This is a genomic window from Aeromicrobium sp. REDSEA-S32_B7, assembly GCF_001626145.1.
GTDB lineage: Bacteria > Actinomycetota > Actinomycetes > Propionibacteriales > Nocardioidaceae > Aeromicrobium > Aeromicrobium erythreum.
This window is the reverse complement of the sequence record NZ_LUNF01000046.1, coordinates 1-14666: the sequence shown is the minus strand read 5'-3', so window position 1 is coordinate 14666 and position 14666 is coordinate 1. Positions and strand designations below refer to the sequence as shown.

The following is a 14666-nucleotide window of genomic DNA, read 5'->3' as shown; positions in this document are numbered from 1 at the left end:
GCTGGGCCGGTTGAGCTGGGCGGGACGACCCGCTCAGAGCTCGTCGCGACGCGGCCACGGGTTGACCCGACAGCCGTGCAGCCCCTTCGACTGCTGCTGCATGATCGGCGCCGCCTGGCCCCGGCCCGGGCAGCCCAGGTGCCCCCGCCCCAGGAAGTGCCCGACCTCGTGGTTGACGACCATGTGGCGGTAGTCGCGCACCGACCCCTTGGCCGAGCGCCACACACGCGTGGTGTGGACCCAGCGGTCCTCGTTGATGATCACGTTGCGGCCGACGCGGCAGCTGTAGAGCACGCTGCACTCGGTCGAGTACGACGTCAGGCGCGAGGCCCGCGCGAGCACGAGCGTGAAGTCACCGCCCGAGCGCACCTCGCGGAATCGGACGCCGGCTCCGGGCCATCCGCGGGCGTCGGCGAGGGTCTGCGCCGCCTGCCGGCGGAAGGTGGCCAGGCTCCCCCGCGCCCCGTCGGAGCGGACCGAGTAGGTGAGGGTCCGTCGCGCGTCGCGGCGGTGCCGCACGGGTGCGGTGACGGCGGTGGCCGAGGAGGTGCGGTGGTACGCCTTCGAGACCGTCACGCGCACGCGGAGCCGGTGGCCGACGTCGGCCGGCGCGATGGCGTAGCGGCGCTGCGTGGCGCCACGGATGACGGTGCGGTCGCGGTACCACTGATAGCGCTTCGTCAGGCCGCTGCTGCTCCAGCGTCCGGCCGAGGCCTGGAGCACTTGGCCGTAGCGTCGGGTGCCGGAGATCCGGGGCGCGGTCCGCACCGTGAGCGGCGCAGTGGCGACCGCGGTCGTCGGACCGGTGGTCGTGGTGGCCTGCTCGAGACCGTCGGCACTGGCGACCACGCGGACCGCGACGCGTCGACCCACATCGGCCCCCACGAGCCGGTAGGTGGCAGCCGTCGCACCGCGGATCGGGGCACCGTCGCGCAGCCACTGACGGGTGACCCGTGCCGTCCCGGGCTCGTAGCGTCCGGTCGTCGAGGTCAGCGTGGACCAGTAGCGCGCGGTGCCGGTGACCACGGGCGGCTCGACGACCTGCACCGCCGTGGCCGGCGTCGGACGCAGGGCCGGCCGCGGCGAGCAGCCCGAAGGCCAGCACCGTGCTCGTCACGAGGGACGAGGCGCGTCGACCGCGGCGGAGGATCGGTCCGGTCGACGTCATCGCGCTCACTCCCAGAAGATGCGTTCGACGACCTGTCTCGCGTGCCGGGTGGCGCGCAGGTAGTCGTCGACCATGCGTTCGCTGTGCTGCTGACCGTACCCCAGCAGGTGCGCGACACCCGCCCGTTCCTCGGTCTGCTCCACCATCGACTCCGCCGGCTTGCCACGCATGAGCACGACGGCGTTGCGGATGCGGCTCACCAGCCGCCACGCGTGCAGCAGGACCTCGGCGTCGTCCTCGGTCACGAGCTCGGCATCGGCAGCCGCCGCGAGGGCGCCGCACGTCGACGTCGTGCGCAGTCCGGGCACCGCGTGGGCGTGCTGCAGCTGCAGGAGCTGCACGGTCCACTCGACGTCGGCGATGCCGCCCCGGCCGAGCTTGAGGTGCGTCTTCGGGTTGGCACCCCGGGGCAGCCGCTCGGCCTCGACGCGCGCCTTGATGCGCCGGATCTCCCGGACCTGCGCGTCCGAGACGCCGCCGTCGGGCCAGCGCAACGGGTCGACGAGTGCCTCGAACCGGGCGCACAGGTCGGGGTCGCCGACGCTGGCGCGCGCACGCAGCAGGGCCTGGGCCTCCCACACCGCCGAGTACTTCTCGTAGTACGACGCGTAGGCGGCGAAGGAGCGCACCAGCGGTCCGTTGCGGCCGTCGGGTCGCAGCTCGGCGTCGACCTCGAGGGCCGGGTCGTCGCCGGGCGCGCCGAGGGTGGTCCGCAGCGACGTCGCGACGGCCGTGGCGGCAGCCGCCGCCTCCCCGTCGTCGGCGCCGGGCAGCGGCTCGTGCACGAACATGACGTCGGCGTCGGACCCGTAACCCGACTCACGGCCGCCGAGACGACCCATGAGCACCACGGCCATGCGCGTCGGGAAGGGATCCCTGCCGGCCTCCTCCCGCTGGCGGGCGACGGCCCCGATCGAGGCCGTGAGCGCGGCGCCGAGCGTCGCCTCCGTGAGGTCGGACAGCGCGGTGCCGACCTCGTCGATGTCGAGCCGGCCGAGGACGTCAGCGATGCCGATGCGCGACAGCTCCCGGCGTCGCACGCGTCGGACGGCCTTGATGGCCTGGTCGGGGCGGGTGTGGCGCCTGGCGGCGAGCTGCATCTCCCCGCGCAGTCGCTCGGCGTCGCGCGGCACCAGCTCGGCGTCGTCGCCGAGCAGCGCGACGGCGTCGGGCGCACGCTGGACCAGGTCGGACACGTAGCGGCTCGACCCGACGACCGCCGCGAGCTGCTCGGCACCCTCGCCCTCGTCGCGCAGCTTGCGCAGGTACCAGTGCGACTCCCCCAGCGACTCGCTGATCCGTCGGAACGCGAGCAGGCCGGCGTCGGGCGCAGGCGACTCCGCGAACCACTGCAGCATGGCCGGCAACAGCGAGCGCTGGATCGCCGCGCGTCGGGACACGCCCGACGTGAGGGCCTGGATGTGCGCGAGGGCGCCCTTGGGGTCCTTGAAGCCGAGCGCCATGAGCCGGGCCTGCGCCGCCTCCGGCGTGAGCCGCAGACCCTCGTCGGGCAGGGAGGTGACCGCCTCCAGGAGCGGTTGGTAGAAGAGCTTCTCGTGCAGGCGTCGCACGAGGCGCTTGTGCGCCTGCCAGTCCTTGACCAGACCCTCGGCCGGGTTCGCCCGGTAGCCCATGGAGCGGCCGAGACGTCGCAGGTCCTCCTCGTCGTCGGGCACGACGTGGTTGCGCCGTAGCCGGTAGAGCTGGATGCGGTGCTCCAGGGTGCGCAGGAACTCGTAGGCGTCCTCCAGGGCGGCACCGTCGCGCCGGCCGACGTAGCCACCCTCGGTGAGCTCGCGCAGCGCCTCGAGCGTGGTCGGGCTGCGTAACGACGCGTCGCCCCGACCGTGCACGAGCTGCAGCAGCTGCACCGAGAACTCGACGTCGCGCAGGCCGCCCGAGCCGAGCTTCAGCTGCCGCTCGCGCTGCTGCGACGGGATGTTCTCGATGACGCGCGTGCGCATCGCGCGGACGTCGCGCACGAAGTTCTCGCGGGTGCTGGCCTCCCAGACCTTTGGCGACAGCGCGTCGAGGTAGGCCTGGCCGAGCTCCGCGTCGCCCGCCGCGAACCGTGCCTTCAGCAGCGCCTGGAACTCCCACGTCGACGCCCACCGGTCGTAGTAGGCGACGTGGCTGCGCAGCGTGCGGCTCAGCGGCCCCTGGGTACCCTCGGGTCGCAGGTTCGCGTCGACCTCCCAGATGGTGCCCTCGCGGGTGTGGTCGGAGCAGAGGCGCATCATGGCCGACGCGAGACGTGCGGCGATCCGTCCCGCCACCTGCTCGTCGGCGCCGTCGGCGGGCTCGTGCACGAAGATCACGTCGACGTCGCTGACGTAGTTCAGCTCGCGGCCGCCGGTCTTGCCCATCGCCATGACCGCCAGCCGCACGCAGTCGGCGTCGGGCTCGTCTCGGCGCGCGAGCTCGAGCGCGGCGCCCAGCGTCGCCATGGCCAGGTCGGCGAGCTCGGCCGACGACTCCTCGAAGCAGGTCAGCGCGGTCAGGTCGCGGGCGGCGACGTGCAGCAGCTTGCGGCGGTAGGCGACGCGCAGGGCGTCGGCGTCGTCGGCGTCACCGAGCTGCTGGCGCATGAGGTCGAGGTCGAGCGGGACGGGCGACAGCCGGTCGGCGGCGAGGTCCTCGACGTGCTGCGGGTGCCGGGCGAGGAAGTCGCCGAGCGCCTCGCTGGTACCAAGGACGATGAGCAGTCGCTGCCGCAGCTCCGCGTCGCCCCGCAGGGTCGCGAGCAGCCGCTCGACCCCCCACGTCTCCGCGATCGCCACCAGCGACGCGAGCGCGGTGTCGGGGCTGGCGACGGATGCCACCTGCTCCACCAGCGCGTCGTCGATGCCGTCGAGGCGGGCGAGGTGGGCCGCGGCCGCCGCCCCGTCGCGGAACCCACGACGCGCCAGGGCCAGCTCGGGAGACTCGGGGGGCACGCTCGCAGGCTACCGGGGGTGGGTGGAGGTGCTGTGACGTGCTGGGCGCGGGCTAGGTCTGCGGGTGCCTCAGTGCGGCTTGTCGTCGAGGTGGGGCTGCGGCGGCGCGGCTTGTCGCTGCGTCGGCTCGGCTTCGAGTCGTCCTGCGCTCCGCAAGGGCCTCGACCGGGCGGCTGGGAGCGGCATCGGGTCCGGGTCTCGGGCTGCGGCCTGCGTTGGACCCAAGAATCTGCGGTTGCGCCCCCTGAGCGGTGGATCTGCCACCGAATCGCCCTCGGCGGTGAATCTGGCACCTTCTCAGCGCCCTACAGGTGGAGAATCCACCGACGACGGGGTCGGACGTGGCAGTGCTTCTCCCTTCTCGTGGACCGTGCCACGAGAAGGGAGAAGCGCTGCCCACCCCACCCCAAGGGCACCCACGCTTCTTCCTTGGCGCGCTCAAGGTCGAACGCTTCTGCGTTGGTGACGGGATCCCGTGGCAAACGCAGCATCCTTGACCCTCCCGCACACGAACGCAGCATCGTGCGTCCCACAGCGTGAGCCACAGCCCGAGACCCGAAGCCGACCCCCGCCCAGCCGCCCGGTCGAGGCCTTTCGGAGACCAGACACAGCGAAAGCCGAGGCAGCGCACCAGCAAGGCCAGAGCCCCTGCGGCAGCGCACCACCCGAGTCAAGCCCACGAAGGCAGCGCACCAGCAAGGCCAGACCCCCGCAGGCAGCGCACCAGCCGAGTCAACCCCCCCGAAGGCAGCGCACCAGCAAGGTCACGGCCGACGAGCAGCCGACCACCCCGCCCGTCAGAGGACGGGCAGGAGCCGGTCGATCTCGAACTGGGTCACCTGGGAGCGGTAGGCGTCCCACTCCTGGCGCTTGTTGCGCAGGAAGAAGTCGAAGACGTGCTCGCCGAGGGTCTCGGCGACGAGCTCGCTGCTCTCCATCTCGCGGATCGCCTCGTCGAGGTTGCGCGGCATGGGGGTCAGGCCCATCGTCTTGCGCTCGCGGTCGGTGAGCGACCAGACGTTGTCCTCGGTCTCGGGCGGCAGGGTCGAGCCGTTCTCGATGCCCTTCAGTCCGGCGGCGAGGACGAGTGCGTAGGTGAGGTAGGGGTTGCAGCCGGCGTCGATCCCGCGGTGCTCGACGCGCGCCGAGCCACTCTTGTGCGGCTTGTACATCGGCACCCGCACGAGCGCGGAGCGGTTGTTGTGGCCCCAGCTCAGGTAGTTGGGGGCCTCGTAGCCGCTCGCGAGCCGCTTGTAGGAGTTGACCCACTGGTTCGTGACGGCGGTGATCTCCGCCGTGTGCTCGAGGACGCCCGCGATGAAGGAGCGGCCGGTGGCGCTCAGCTGGTACTCGGCACCCGCCTCGTAGAAGGCGTTCTCGTCGCCCTCGAACAGCGACAGGTGCGTGTGCATCGCGGAGCCGGGGTGCTCGGTGAACGGCTTGGGCATGAAGGAGGCCCACTTGCCCTGGCTGAGCGCGACCTCGCGGACGACGGTGCGGAACGTCATCACGTTGTCGGCGGTGGAGAGCGCGTCGGCGTAGCGCAGGTCGATCTCCTGCTGCCCCGGTCCGCCCTCGTGGTGGCTGAACTCGACGCTGATGCCCATGTTCTCGAGCATCGTGATGACCTCGCGACGGAAGTCCTGGCCGCCACCCTGCGCCGTGTGGTCGAAGTAGCCGGAGTCGTCGACCGGGACCGGCCGTCCGCCGACGTCGGGCTTGCCCCGGAAGACGTAGAACTCGATCTCCGGGTGGGTGTAGAAGGTGAAGCCGGCCTCCGAGGCCTTCGTCAGCGTCCGCTTGAGCACGTGCCGCGGGTCGGCGAACGACGGCGACCCGTCGGGCATCGCGATGTCGCAGAACATGCGCGCCGTCGCGGGCGCCTCGCCCCGCCACGGCAGGATCTGGAAGGTCGACGGATCGGGCTTGAGCAGCATGTCGGCCTCGTGCACGCGGGCGAACCCCTGGATCGCCGACCCGTCGAAGCCGATGCCCTCGCTGAAGGCCCCCTCCAGCTCGGCCGGGGCGATGGCGACCGACTTCAGCGAGCCGAGCACGTCGGTGAACCAGAGCCGCACGAACCGGACGTCACGCTCCTCGAGCGCCCGGAGGACGAAGTCTTCCTGCTTACCCATGGCCAGAGTCTCGCACGGGTCGTGTTACGGCGATGTTTCGTGGTCGAGGCGGCTCAGGGGATCGTCGGCACGCCGTCGTCGACCATCCTTCCGCGGACGTACTGCCACCCCTCGTCGGTCCGCGCGAAACGACTCACCTCGTGCAGGACGCCCGGCTCGTCGGCGAGGTAGGCGGCCCGGAACTCCACCACGCCGAACGCGTCGCCGACGTCGCCGGCCTCGGTGCGCAGCACCTCCAGCCCGAGCCACTCGAGGCCCGGGTCGTGGTCGACGCGCGTCGGGCGGGTGGTCGGGTGCCAGGTGCGCAGCAGGTGCCCGCCGTCGCCGCGGACGTACGCGGTGTACCGCGACCGCATGAGTCGCTCCGCCGTCGGCGCTGCCTGGCCGTCGAGGTAGGGCCGGCAGCAGTCGTCGAAGGGTGCGCCGGTGCCGCACGGGCAGGTCCTGGCCATGACGACATGATGCGGCACGCTCGACGCCCTAGGCTGACCACGTGCCTCAGCTCCGACTCGCCCTTGCTCAGGTCAACCCGCGTCTCGGCGACCTCGACGGCAACGTCGAGCTCGTCGTCGCGGCCGCGCACGAGGCTGCGCAGGCGGGTGCCCACCTGCTGGTGCTGCCGGAGATGGTGCTCAACGGCTACCCGGTGGAGGACCTCGCCTACCGCCTGAGCTTCATCGACGGCACCCGCGCGCACGTCCCGGCGCTCGCCACCCGGCTGGCCGACGAGGGGCTGGGCGACCTCGTTGTCGTCGTCGGGCACCTCGACACCGCCAAGGACCACATCGACACCGAGCGTCTCGGGGTGCCGAAGAACGCGCCCACGAACTCCGCGTCGGTGATCACGGGCGGCCGCGTCGTCACCCGCTACGACAAGCACCACCTGCCGAACTACGGCGTGTTCGACGAGTTCCGGCACTTCGTGCCCGGCGACGAGACGCAGGTCGTGCAGGTGCACGGCGTCGACGTCGCCATCGCCATCTGCGAGGACATCTGGCAGGACGGTCCCTCGGCGGCGGCCGACGCCGCCGAGGCCGGTCTGCTGGTCGTCCTCAACGGCTCCCCGTACGAGGCCGCGAAGGACGACACCCGGCTCGAGCTCTGCGCCCGACGCGCGCGCGAGGGCAGCTGCGCCCTCGCCTACGTGAACCTCGTCGGCGGCCAGGACGAGCTGGTGTTCGACGGCGACTCCCTCGTCGTCGACGCCACAGGCGAGCTCGTCGCCCGCGCGGCGCAGTTCGAGCCCGAGCTGCTGGTCGTCGACCTCGACCTGCCCGCCGCGACGGCTCCGATGCCCGATCCCGACGCCCGCTTCGCCGGACTCCGGGTCGAGCGCACGGTCGTCTCGTCCGAGCCGCTGGAGCCGTACGAGCCGCTGGAGCCGCGTGTCGCCGAGCGGTGGGACGACCTCGGCGAGCGCTACTGGGCGATCGTGCTCGGCCTGCGCGACTACGTGCACAAGAACGGCGGTCGCTCGGTCCTGCTGGGGCTGTCGGGCGGCATCGACTCGACGCTCGTCGGCGCGATCGCCGTCGACGCGCTGGGTGCCGAGAACGTCTTCGGGGTGTCGAACCCGAGCGCGTGGTCGACCGAGCACAGCCGCAGCGACGCCGCCGAGCTGGCGCGACGTACGGGGCTGCAGCTCGACACCGTCCCGATCGCGCCGATCTTCGAGGCCTACCAGGACGCGCTCCACCTCGACGGGATCGCCGAGGAGAACCTGCAGGCCCGCATCCGCGCCGTGATCTGGATGGGCCTGTCGAACCAGCACGGGCACCTGGTCCTCGCCTGCGGCAACAAGTCCGAGCTGGCCACCGGCTACTCGACGATCTACGGCGACGCGGTCGGCGCGTACGCCCCCATCAAGGACCTGCCGAAGACCCTGGTGTGGGAGGTGTCGCGCTGGCGCAACCGCTGGGCCGAGGAGCAGGGCGAGCAGCCGCCGATCCCCGAGAACGCGATCGACAAGGAGCCGTCGGCCGAGCTGCGCCCCGGCCAGCTCGACTCCGACTCCCTGCCGTCCTACGACCTGCTCGACGCCGTGCTCGACGCCTACGTCGAGCGCGACCTGGGCGCTGCGGCCGTGGTGGCCGAGGGCTTCGACCCTGCGCTCGTCGAGCGGGTCGTGACGCTGGTCGACAAGGCCGAGTACAAGCGCCGCCAGTACCCGCCGGGCCCGAAGGTCAGCCGACGCAACTTCGGCCGCGACCGGCGCGTGCCGATGACGAACGGGTGGCGCGAGTCGCTCGACTGACCTGCGGCGCGAACGCAGCGCACACCCTGGGCACACCCGGGCATGACCTGGGGCACAGCGACGTGACAAATGTCGTCGATGCGGCAGGATGGTCCTCGTCCGTGGACCCCCACCGAGGGGCCGCGAGAAGAGAGGGAACCACCATGTCCGAACCCACCCCTGCCCCCGCGACCGGCACGAGCACGTCGGCGGAGGAGCCCGCCCCCTACGGCGGCGGCCCGTCGGCGTCGGCGACGTCCGTCGGCACCGCGGCCACCGGCCCGACGACCGACCCCGCGATCCGTCGTGTGCGCACCCACCACCTGCAGCAGTGGAAGGAGCAGGGCCACAAGTGGGTCATGCTCACCACGTACGACCAGTACACGGCCGCGACGTTCGACGAGGCCGGTGTGCCCGTGCTGTTCATCGGCGACTCCGCCGCGAACAACGTCTTCGGCTACGCGTCGTCCCTCCCGGTGACGGTCGACGAGCTGCTGCCGCTGGTCAAGGCCGTCCCCCGCACCGCCCGTCGCGCGCTCGTGGTGGCCGACCTGCCGTTCGGCTCCTACCAGCGCTCCCCCGAGCAGGCGTACGACACGGCCGTGCGGTTCATGAAGGAGGGCGAGGCGCACGTGGTCAAGCTCGAGGGCGGTGCCGAGATGGCGCCGCAGATCGAGCTGCTGACGAAGGGCGCGGTGCCCGTGATGGCCCACATCGGCTTCACGCCGCAGTCCGAGCACGCCCTCGGCGGCTACCGGGTGCAGGGTCGCGGAGACGCGGCGTCACGGCTCATGGAGGACGCCCTCGCGGTGCAGGAGGCCGGCGCCTCCTCGGTCGTCATGGAGATGGTGCCGGCGCCCATCGCCGCCGAGATCACCGAGCGGCTGCACATCCCGACCATCGGCATCGGTGCCGGGCCGAGCTGCGACGCCCAGGTCCTGGTCTGGCAGGACATGCTCGGCCTGCGCACGGGCAAGGCGCCGCGCTTCGTCAAGCGCTACGCCGACCTGCACGGCATCATCCTCGGCGCCGCGCAGGAGTTCGCGGCCGACGTCGCGTCCGGCACCTTCCCGGCCCCGGAGCACTCCTTCGACGCCTGACAAGGCTCGCCGCGACGGCCCGTTGACGTGGGGCCCCACGTGAACAGGCTCTCCCCCACGCAAACATGCGCCCGATCCGCACGTTTGCGTGGGGCCCCACGTAAACGCGCTCTCCCCCACGCAAACATGCGCCCGATCTGCACGTTTGCGTGGGGCCCCACGCAAACGATCAGACCCGCCAGCCCCAGGCGAGCACGCCCACCGCGTTGAGGGCGACCCAGGCCGCGAGGGCGTACACCGGCACCCAGGGTGCGTCGGCGGGGCGGGTGGCGATGCGGCGGCGCAGCAGCGGGACGAAGGACGCCAGCACGAGCAGGTGCAGGACGATGCCCCACCACGGTGCGTAGAGGACGGTCGAGACGACGAGCCACAGCATGACGACGAGGCCGCCGACCCCGATCCACGGGCCCGACCGCTCCCGCTCGCGTCGCGTGCGCCTCACGGGCGAGGTGCGTCGTCGTTCCAGTCCGGGTCGTTGTCCCACGACTCGTTGCGCTCCTGGACCGTCTCCAGGGCGTGCTCGGCGGCAGCCTGCGTCGGGTACGGGCCGAGGCGGTCGGAGGCCTTGCAGCCGTCCTCACCCTCGACGGTGTGGTGCTTCAGGCAGAAGTAGAAGGCAGGGGCTTCGGCACTCATGACGCCATCCTGCCGCACCGCGCGCGTCGCCGCCCCTCACCCGGGCCGGCTTCGGCCGCCCTCGTAGCATGCCTGGGTGCCTCTCCTTCGCCCCGGCCACGTCTCCCCGCTGCGTCACGTCCCGTCGACGATCGATCGTCCCGAGTACGTCGGCCAGGCTGCACCGCTGCCATACCGTGGCCCGCTGGTGCGCGACGCCGACACCATCGAGCGGATGCGGGTCGCGGGCCGGATCGCTGCCCAGGCCCTCGACGCCGTCGAGGCAGCGATCGCCCCGGGCGTCACGACCGACGAGCTCGACCGGGTCGGTCACACCTTCCTCCTCGACCACGGTGCCTACCCGTCGACGCTCGGCTACCGCGGCTACCCGAAGTCGCTGTGCAGCAGCGTCAACGAGGTGATCTGCCACGGCATCCCCGACGACCGTCCGCTGGAGGACGGCGACATCGTCAACATCGACATCACCGCCTACGTCGACGGCGTGCACGGCGACACCAACAAGACCTATCTCGTGGGCGATGTCGACGAGGAGTCGCGGCTGCTCGTCGAGCGCACCCGCGAGGCCACCCACCGCGCGATCCGCGCCGTGAAGCCGGGTCGACGCATCAACGTGATCGGTGCCGTCATCGAGGCCTACGCCAAGCGGTTCGGCTACGGCGTCGTGCGCGACTTCACGGGGCACGGCGTGGGGCCCGCGTTCCACGACGGCCTGATCGTCCCGCACTACGACGACCCGGCCGCGGACACGGTGATCGAGGTGGGCATGACGTTCACGATCGAGCCTATGCTGACCCTCGGCACGATCGAGTGGGACCAGTGGGACGACGGCTGGACGGCCGTCACCCGCGACGGCTCGCGCACCGCCCAGTTCGAGCACACCCTGCTCGTCACCCCCGACGGCGCGGAGATCCTCACCCTTCCCTGACCGGCCTCGTCGGGAGAGCCGGGCGCCGGCAGGGGTGACGGGCCCCGGGCGGCGATGGATGAAGAGGGGGGAACGAGGCGGCCTGTAAGCCGGATTCTGTCCCCGGCCCGAGGGCCGGGGGGCGACCATCCATCTGGGTCACGCATTGCTGCGCGCCTCGAGCGACCTACCCGCTGACGTCGGACGAGCAGCCCGTCAGCGCAGGCGCCGGAGCGCCCTCTTGGTCTTGCTCCCGGTGGGGTTTACCGAGCCGACGCCGTCGCCGACGTCGCTGGTGAGCTCTTACCTCACCGTTTCACCCTTGCCCGCACCCCGTGGCCCGAAGGCCGCGGGGCCGCTGGCGGTCTGTTCTCTGTGGCACTGTCCCGCACGTCGCCGTGGGTGGCTGTTGGCCACCACCGTGCTCTGTGGAGTCCGGACTTTCCTCGACGGACCGGAGCCCGCCGCGGCCGCCCGGCCGCCTCGTTCGTCGTCCAGTCTAGGCCGCAGCCGACCCGGCCCGGGACCCCGGACACGTCTACGCTGGACGCGTGGAGCTCGAGGACGAAGCCCGGACGACGTCGGCGGTCGGCGAGCTGCGCCCGCGCCTGCACCCGGAGCCGGTCGTGTACGCGATCGTCGCGCCCGGCTTCGACACCTCGACGGCGCTCGCCACCGTGCGCGAGCGGGAGGGCCTCACGGTCGTGGTCGAGCAGGTGGAGGCCGAGGAGGACGGGCTCGTGTACGAGTTCGTGGGCGCGTGGATCACGCTCGCCGTGGTGTCGGCACTCGACGCCGTCGGGCTCACCAGCTCCATCTCCACCGCTCTCGCCGCCGAGCAGATCGCCTGCAACGTCGTGGCTGGCTTCCACCACGACCACCTCGTCGTCCCGTGGGACCGACGTCACGATGCGCTGCGCATCCTCGATGCCCTAGGGTGAGGGTCGCGAAAGGGAGTAGTCCCCAATCGCTGCGTCGACATACTGATGCCGGGCCCTCGGGCCCCGCCTCCGGTGCAGCGGGCCAGGACCGTGAGAACGGTCCGGCGGACGAGACTTTCGACCCGAATGTCGTACACACACGACGGTCCGGGTCGAGGCTCGTCGATCGTGGCTCCTCGTCCTGGTCCGGACGAGGAGAATCCCATGTTCGAGGCCCTGTGGCTCAGTGCCGCCGTCATCTTCGTCGCCGAGCTCGGCGACAAGAGCCAGCTGATGGCGATGACGTTCGCCACCCGGTACCGCGCACGCGACGTGCTGCTCGGCATCACCCTGGCGACCGCGATCGTCCACCTCGCGTCGGTCGGCATCGGCTACGCGATCGGCTCCAGCTTCGAGCAGTACCAGGGACCGATCGCGATCGCGGCCGGCATCGCCTTCCTCGGCTTCGCGGCCTGGACGCTGCGCGGCGACGAGCTGACCGACGACGAGGCCGACAAGGCCAAGAAGGCCACCGGCTCGGCGCTCCTGGCCGTCGGTCTGGCGTTCTTCCTGGCCGAGCTGGGTGACAAGACGATGCTGGCGACCATCACGCTCGCCGTCCGCGAGGACTGGCTCGGCACCTGGATCGGCAGCACCGTCGGCATGGTCGCCGCCGATGCCCTCGCGATCGTCGTGGGCGCGGTCCTCGGGAAGCACCTGCCCGAGAAGGTCATCAAGATCGGTGCTGCGGCGGCGTTCGCGATCTTCGGCGTGCTGCTGGTCGTCGAGGGTCTGCGCTGACCAGCCGGCGCGCTGCGGTCCGATGCGACCTCGATAGGCTCGCCGGGTGCTGATCCTGCTCCCGCCCTCCGAGGGCAAGACCGCACCGGCCGACGGCCCCACGCTCGACCTCGAGGCGCTGTCGTTCCCGCGGCTGCACCGCGTGCGCGACCAGGTGTCCCGCGCGCTCGTGCGACTGGCCGCCACGCGCCGGGCGGCCGAGGTGCTCGGCCTCGGCCCGACGCAGGCTGACGCGATCGAGACCGACGCCCGCCTGTTCGAGGTGCCGTGCGCCCCTGCCGGGTCGGTCTACACCGGGGTGCTGTTCGGCGAGCTCGACCTCGCCTCCCTCGACACCGACGCGACGGCGCGTGCCGACGCGTCCGTCGCCGTCGCGAGCGCGCTCTTCGGGCTCGTCCGCGTCGGCGACCCGATCCCGGCGTACCGGCTGTCGGGCACGGTCACGCTGCCGCGGCTCGGGCCGGTCGCGGGACGCTGGCGTCCCGTGCTGCCTGACGTGCTCGACGAGGCCGCCGACGGCGGTCTGCTGGTCGACCTGCGGTCCGGGGCGTACGTGAACCTCGGCAAGCCGTCCGCCGACCTGGCGCCACGCACCGCGACCGTGCGCGTCCTGCACGAGCAGGACGGGCGCCGCACGGTCGTCAGCCACTTCAACAAGGCGACGAAGGGACGACTGGTCCGCGCCCTCCTCGTCGAGGGGGCGCAGCCGACGTCGGTCGACGAGCTCGTCGTCGCCTGGCGCGACCTCGGCTGGACGGTCGAGCAGGACGGGACCCGCCTCGACGTCGTCACGACCGGCGCGCACTGACCCGTCGGGGCTCTACCTGTCTGGGCCCGACCCGTCCGGCCGCAGGGCTACTCGGGGACGATCGAGAACCCGCGCAGCGACGGCGTGCCGTCGGGCCACCACGCGATCGTGGTGATGCTGGCGGGGGCCAGCTCCATCCGGTGGATGATCGACATCGGGCCGTCGAGCGCCAGGCGCGTCATGAGCTTGATGGGGGTGACGTGGCTGACCACGACGACGGTCTCCCCCGCGTGGTCGGCGAGGATCCGGTCGCGCGCCTCACGCACCCGCTCCTGGACCTCGTCGAAGGACTCGCCACCGGGCGGGGCGACCGACGTGGAGGCGAGCCAGGCCGACATCTCCTCGGGCCAACGCTCCATGATGTCGCCGAACCCGTGGCCGTCCCAGTCGCCGAAGGCTGCCTCCTCGACGCCGTCGTCGACCGCGACCTCCAGCCCGGTCTCGCGGGCGACGAAGCCGGCCGTCTCCTGCGTCCGCCGCAGCGGGGACGCGACGATGGCGTCGACGTCGTGGTGGCGCGCGATCCACGCCGCCGCGCGGGCGGCCTGGGACTCCCCCTCGGCGACGAGACCGGGGTCGGAGCCGCCGCGCCCGCAGAAGAGCTTGCGCTGGGTGTTGGCCGTGACCCCGTGGCGCAGGAGCACCAGCGTGGCGTCGGGGATCGCGCGAGCGACGTACTCCCCGACCTCGCGGGGCGCGATGACGTCCTCGGCGCACTGCAGGACGACGGTGGGTGCGGTGACCCTCGGGAGGACGTCACGGGCGTCGCTGAGGAAGGTGGTGCGGGCGAAGACCTCAGCGATCGCGGGGTCCATGCGGCAGAACGCCTCGGCCAGCTCGCCCTGGACCTCGGGACGGTCGGGGTTGCCGGCGATGACGGGGGCCATCGCGTGCGACCACGCGACGTAGTTGGCCGACAGGGAGGCCAGGAGCTCCTCGATCTGCGGGGCGGTGAACCCACCGACGTAGTCGCCCTCGTCGACGTAGCGCGGGGAGGGGCCGACCATGACCAGTCGCCCGATGAG

General features: G+C 72.1%; 13 protein-coding genes and 1 other RNA gene. 6 read left to right on the top strand and 8 right to left on the bottom strand.

All coding sequences use genetic code 11. The features are described 5' to 3' along the window. Nucleotides 1-33 precede the first annotated feature (33 nt). The 4 genes from A6Q79_RS03195 to A6Q79_RS03180 form a co-directional block, all read right to left on the bottom strand. On the bottom strand, nucleotides 34-1047 hold the full coding sequence (locus tag A6Q79_RS03195) for a DUF3152 domain-containing protein (protein WP_317696227.1): 1014 nt from the start codon (nucleotides 1045-1047) through the stop codon (nucleotides 34-36). 126 nt (nucleotides 1048-1173) lie between these two features. After that, entirely contained in the window at nucleotides 1174-4104 is a 2931-nt protein-coding gene (locus A6Q79_RS03190) for a bifunctional [glutamine synthetase] adenylyltransferase/[glutamine synthetase]-adenylyl-L-tyrosine phosphorylase (RefSeq protein ID WP_286689415.1), read from the bottom strand. A 797-nt stretch (nucleotides 4105-4901) separates the two neighbouring features. Then, nucleotides 4902-6239, bottom strand: a complete 1338-nt coding sequence (locus A6Q79_RS03185; protein WP_067858518.1) for a glutamine synthetase family protein — start codon at nucleotides 6237-6239, stop codon at nucleotides 4902-4904. A gap of 53 nt (nucleotides 6240-6292) precedes the next feature. Next, nucleotides 6293-6691 (bottom strand): YchJ family protein, encoded by a 399-nt coding sequence (locus tag A6Q79_RS03180; RefSeq protein ID WP_286689416.1) that lies wholly within the window; start codon nucleotides 6689-6691, stop codon nucleotides 6293-6295. 41 nt (nucleotides 6692-6732) lie between these two features. Here A6Q79_RS03180 and A6Q79_RS03175 point away from each other — a divergent pair, with 41 nt between their 5' ends. Together A6Q79_RS03175 and panB are read left to right on the top strand one after the other, a co-directional pair. After that, nucleotides 6733-8493, top strand: a complete 1761-nt coding sequence (locus tag A6Q79_RS03175; protein WP_286689417.1) for an NAD+ synthase — start codon at nucleotides 6733-6735, stop codon at nucleotides 8491-8493. A 143-nt stretch (nucleotides 8494-8636) separates the two neighbouring features. Then, entirely contained in the window at nucleotides 8637-9572 is a 936-nt protein-coding gene (panB, locus tag A6Q79_RS03170; RefSeq protein WP_286689418.1) for a 3-methyl-2-oxobutanoate hydroxymethyltransferase, read from the top strand. Between the two features lie 169 nt (nucleotides 9573-9741). On the opposite strand, the gene A6Q79_RS03165 is transcribed toward panB, so the two are convergent. Together A6Q79_RS03165 and A6Q79_RS03160 are read right to left on the bottom strand one after the other, a co-directional pair. Further along, nucleotides 9742-10014: a hypothetical protein gene (locus A6Q79_RS03165; protein ID WP_286689419.1), complete on the bottom strand. Its 273-nt coding sequence runs from the start codon at nucleotides 10012-10014 to the stop codon at nucleotides 9742-9744. Then, complete coding sequence (locus tag A6Q79_RS03160; protein ID WP_286689420.1) at nucleotides 10011-10208, bottom strand: hypothetical protein; 198 nt, start codon at nucleotides 10206-10208, stop codon at nucleotides 10011-10013. The genes A6Q79_RS03165 and A6Q79_RS03160 overlap by 4 nt, the downstream gene beginning before the upstream one ends. Nucleotides 10209-10284: 76 nt before the next feature. Between A6Q79_RS03160 and map the strand changes: the two genes are divergently transcribed. Beyond that, the gene (map, locus tag A6Q79_RS03155; RefSeq protein ID WP_067858535.1) at nucleotides 10285-11133 is read left to right on the top strand and encodes a type I methionyl aminopeptidase; all 849 of its coding nucleotides are present in this window, start codon (nucleotides 10285-10287) and stop codon (nucleotides 11131-11133) included. 69 nt (nucleotides 11134-11202) lie between these two features. Here the strand turns inward: map and rnpB are convergent. Continuing rightward, nucleotides 11203-11598: RNase P RNA component class A (gene rnpB, locus A6Q79_RS03150), an RNA gene on the bottom strand. A gap of 65 nt (nucleotides 11599-11663) precedes the next feature. Here rnpB and A6Q79_RS03145 point away from each other — a divergent pair. The 3 genes from A6Q79_RS03145 to A6Q79_RS03135 all read left to right on the top strand — a co-directional run bounded on the left by A6Q79_RS03145 (nucleotide 11664) and on the right by A6Q79_RS03135 (nucleotide 13641). Then, entirely contained in the window at nucleotides 11664-12053 is a 390-nt protein-coding gene (locus A6Q79_RS03145) for an ACT domain-containing protein (protein ID WP_286689421.1), read from the top strand. A 204-nt stretch (nucleotides 12054-12257) separates the two neighbouring features. Then, a complete protein-coding gene (locus A6Q79_RS03140; RefSeq protein WP_286689422.1) occupies nucleotides 12258-12833 on the top strand; it encodes a TMEM165/GDT1 family protein in 576 nt (191 codons plus the stop codon). Nucleotides 12834-12879: 46 nt separating this feature from the next. Next, nucleotides 12880-13641, top strand: coding sequence for a YaaA family protein (locus A6Q79_RS03135; RefSeq protein WP_286689423.1), 762 nt, complete (start codon nucleotides 12880-12882; stop codon nucleotides 13639-13641). 47 nt (nucleotides 13642-13688) lie between these two features. On the opposite strand, the gene A6Q79_RS03130 is transcribed toward A6Q79_RS03135, so the two are convergent. Continuing rightward, a partial coding sequence (locus A6Q79_RS03130) for a histidine phosphatase family protein (RefSeq protein ID WP_317696210.1) occupies nucleotides 13689-14666 on the bottom strand: 978 nt, incomplete at its 5' end.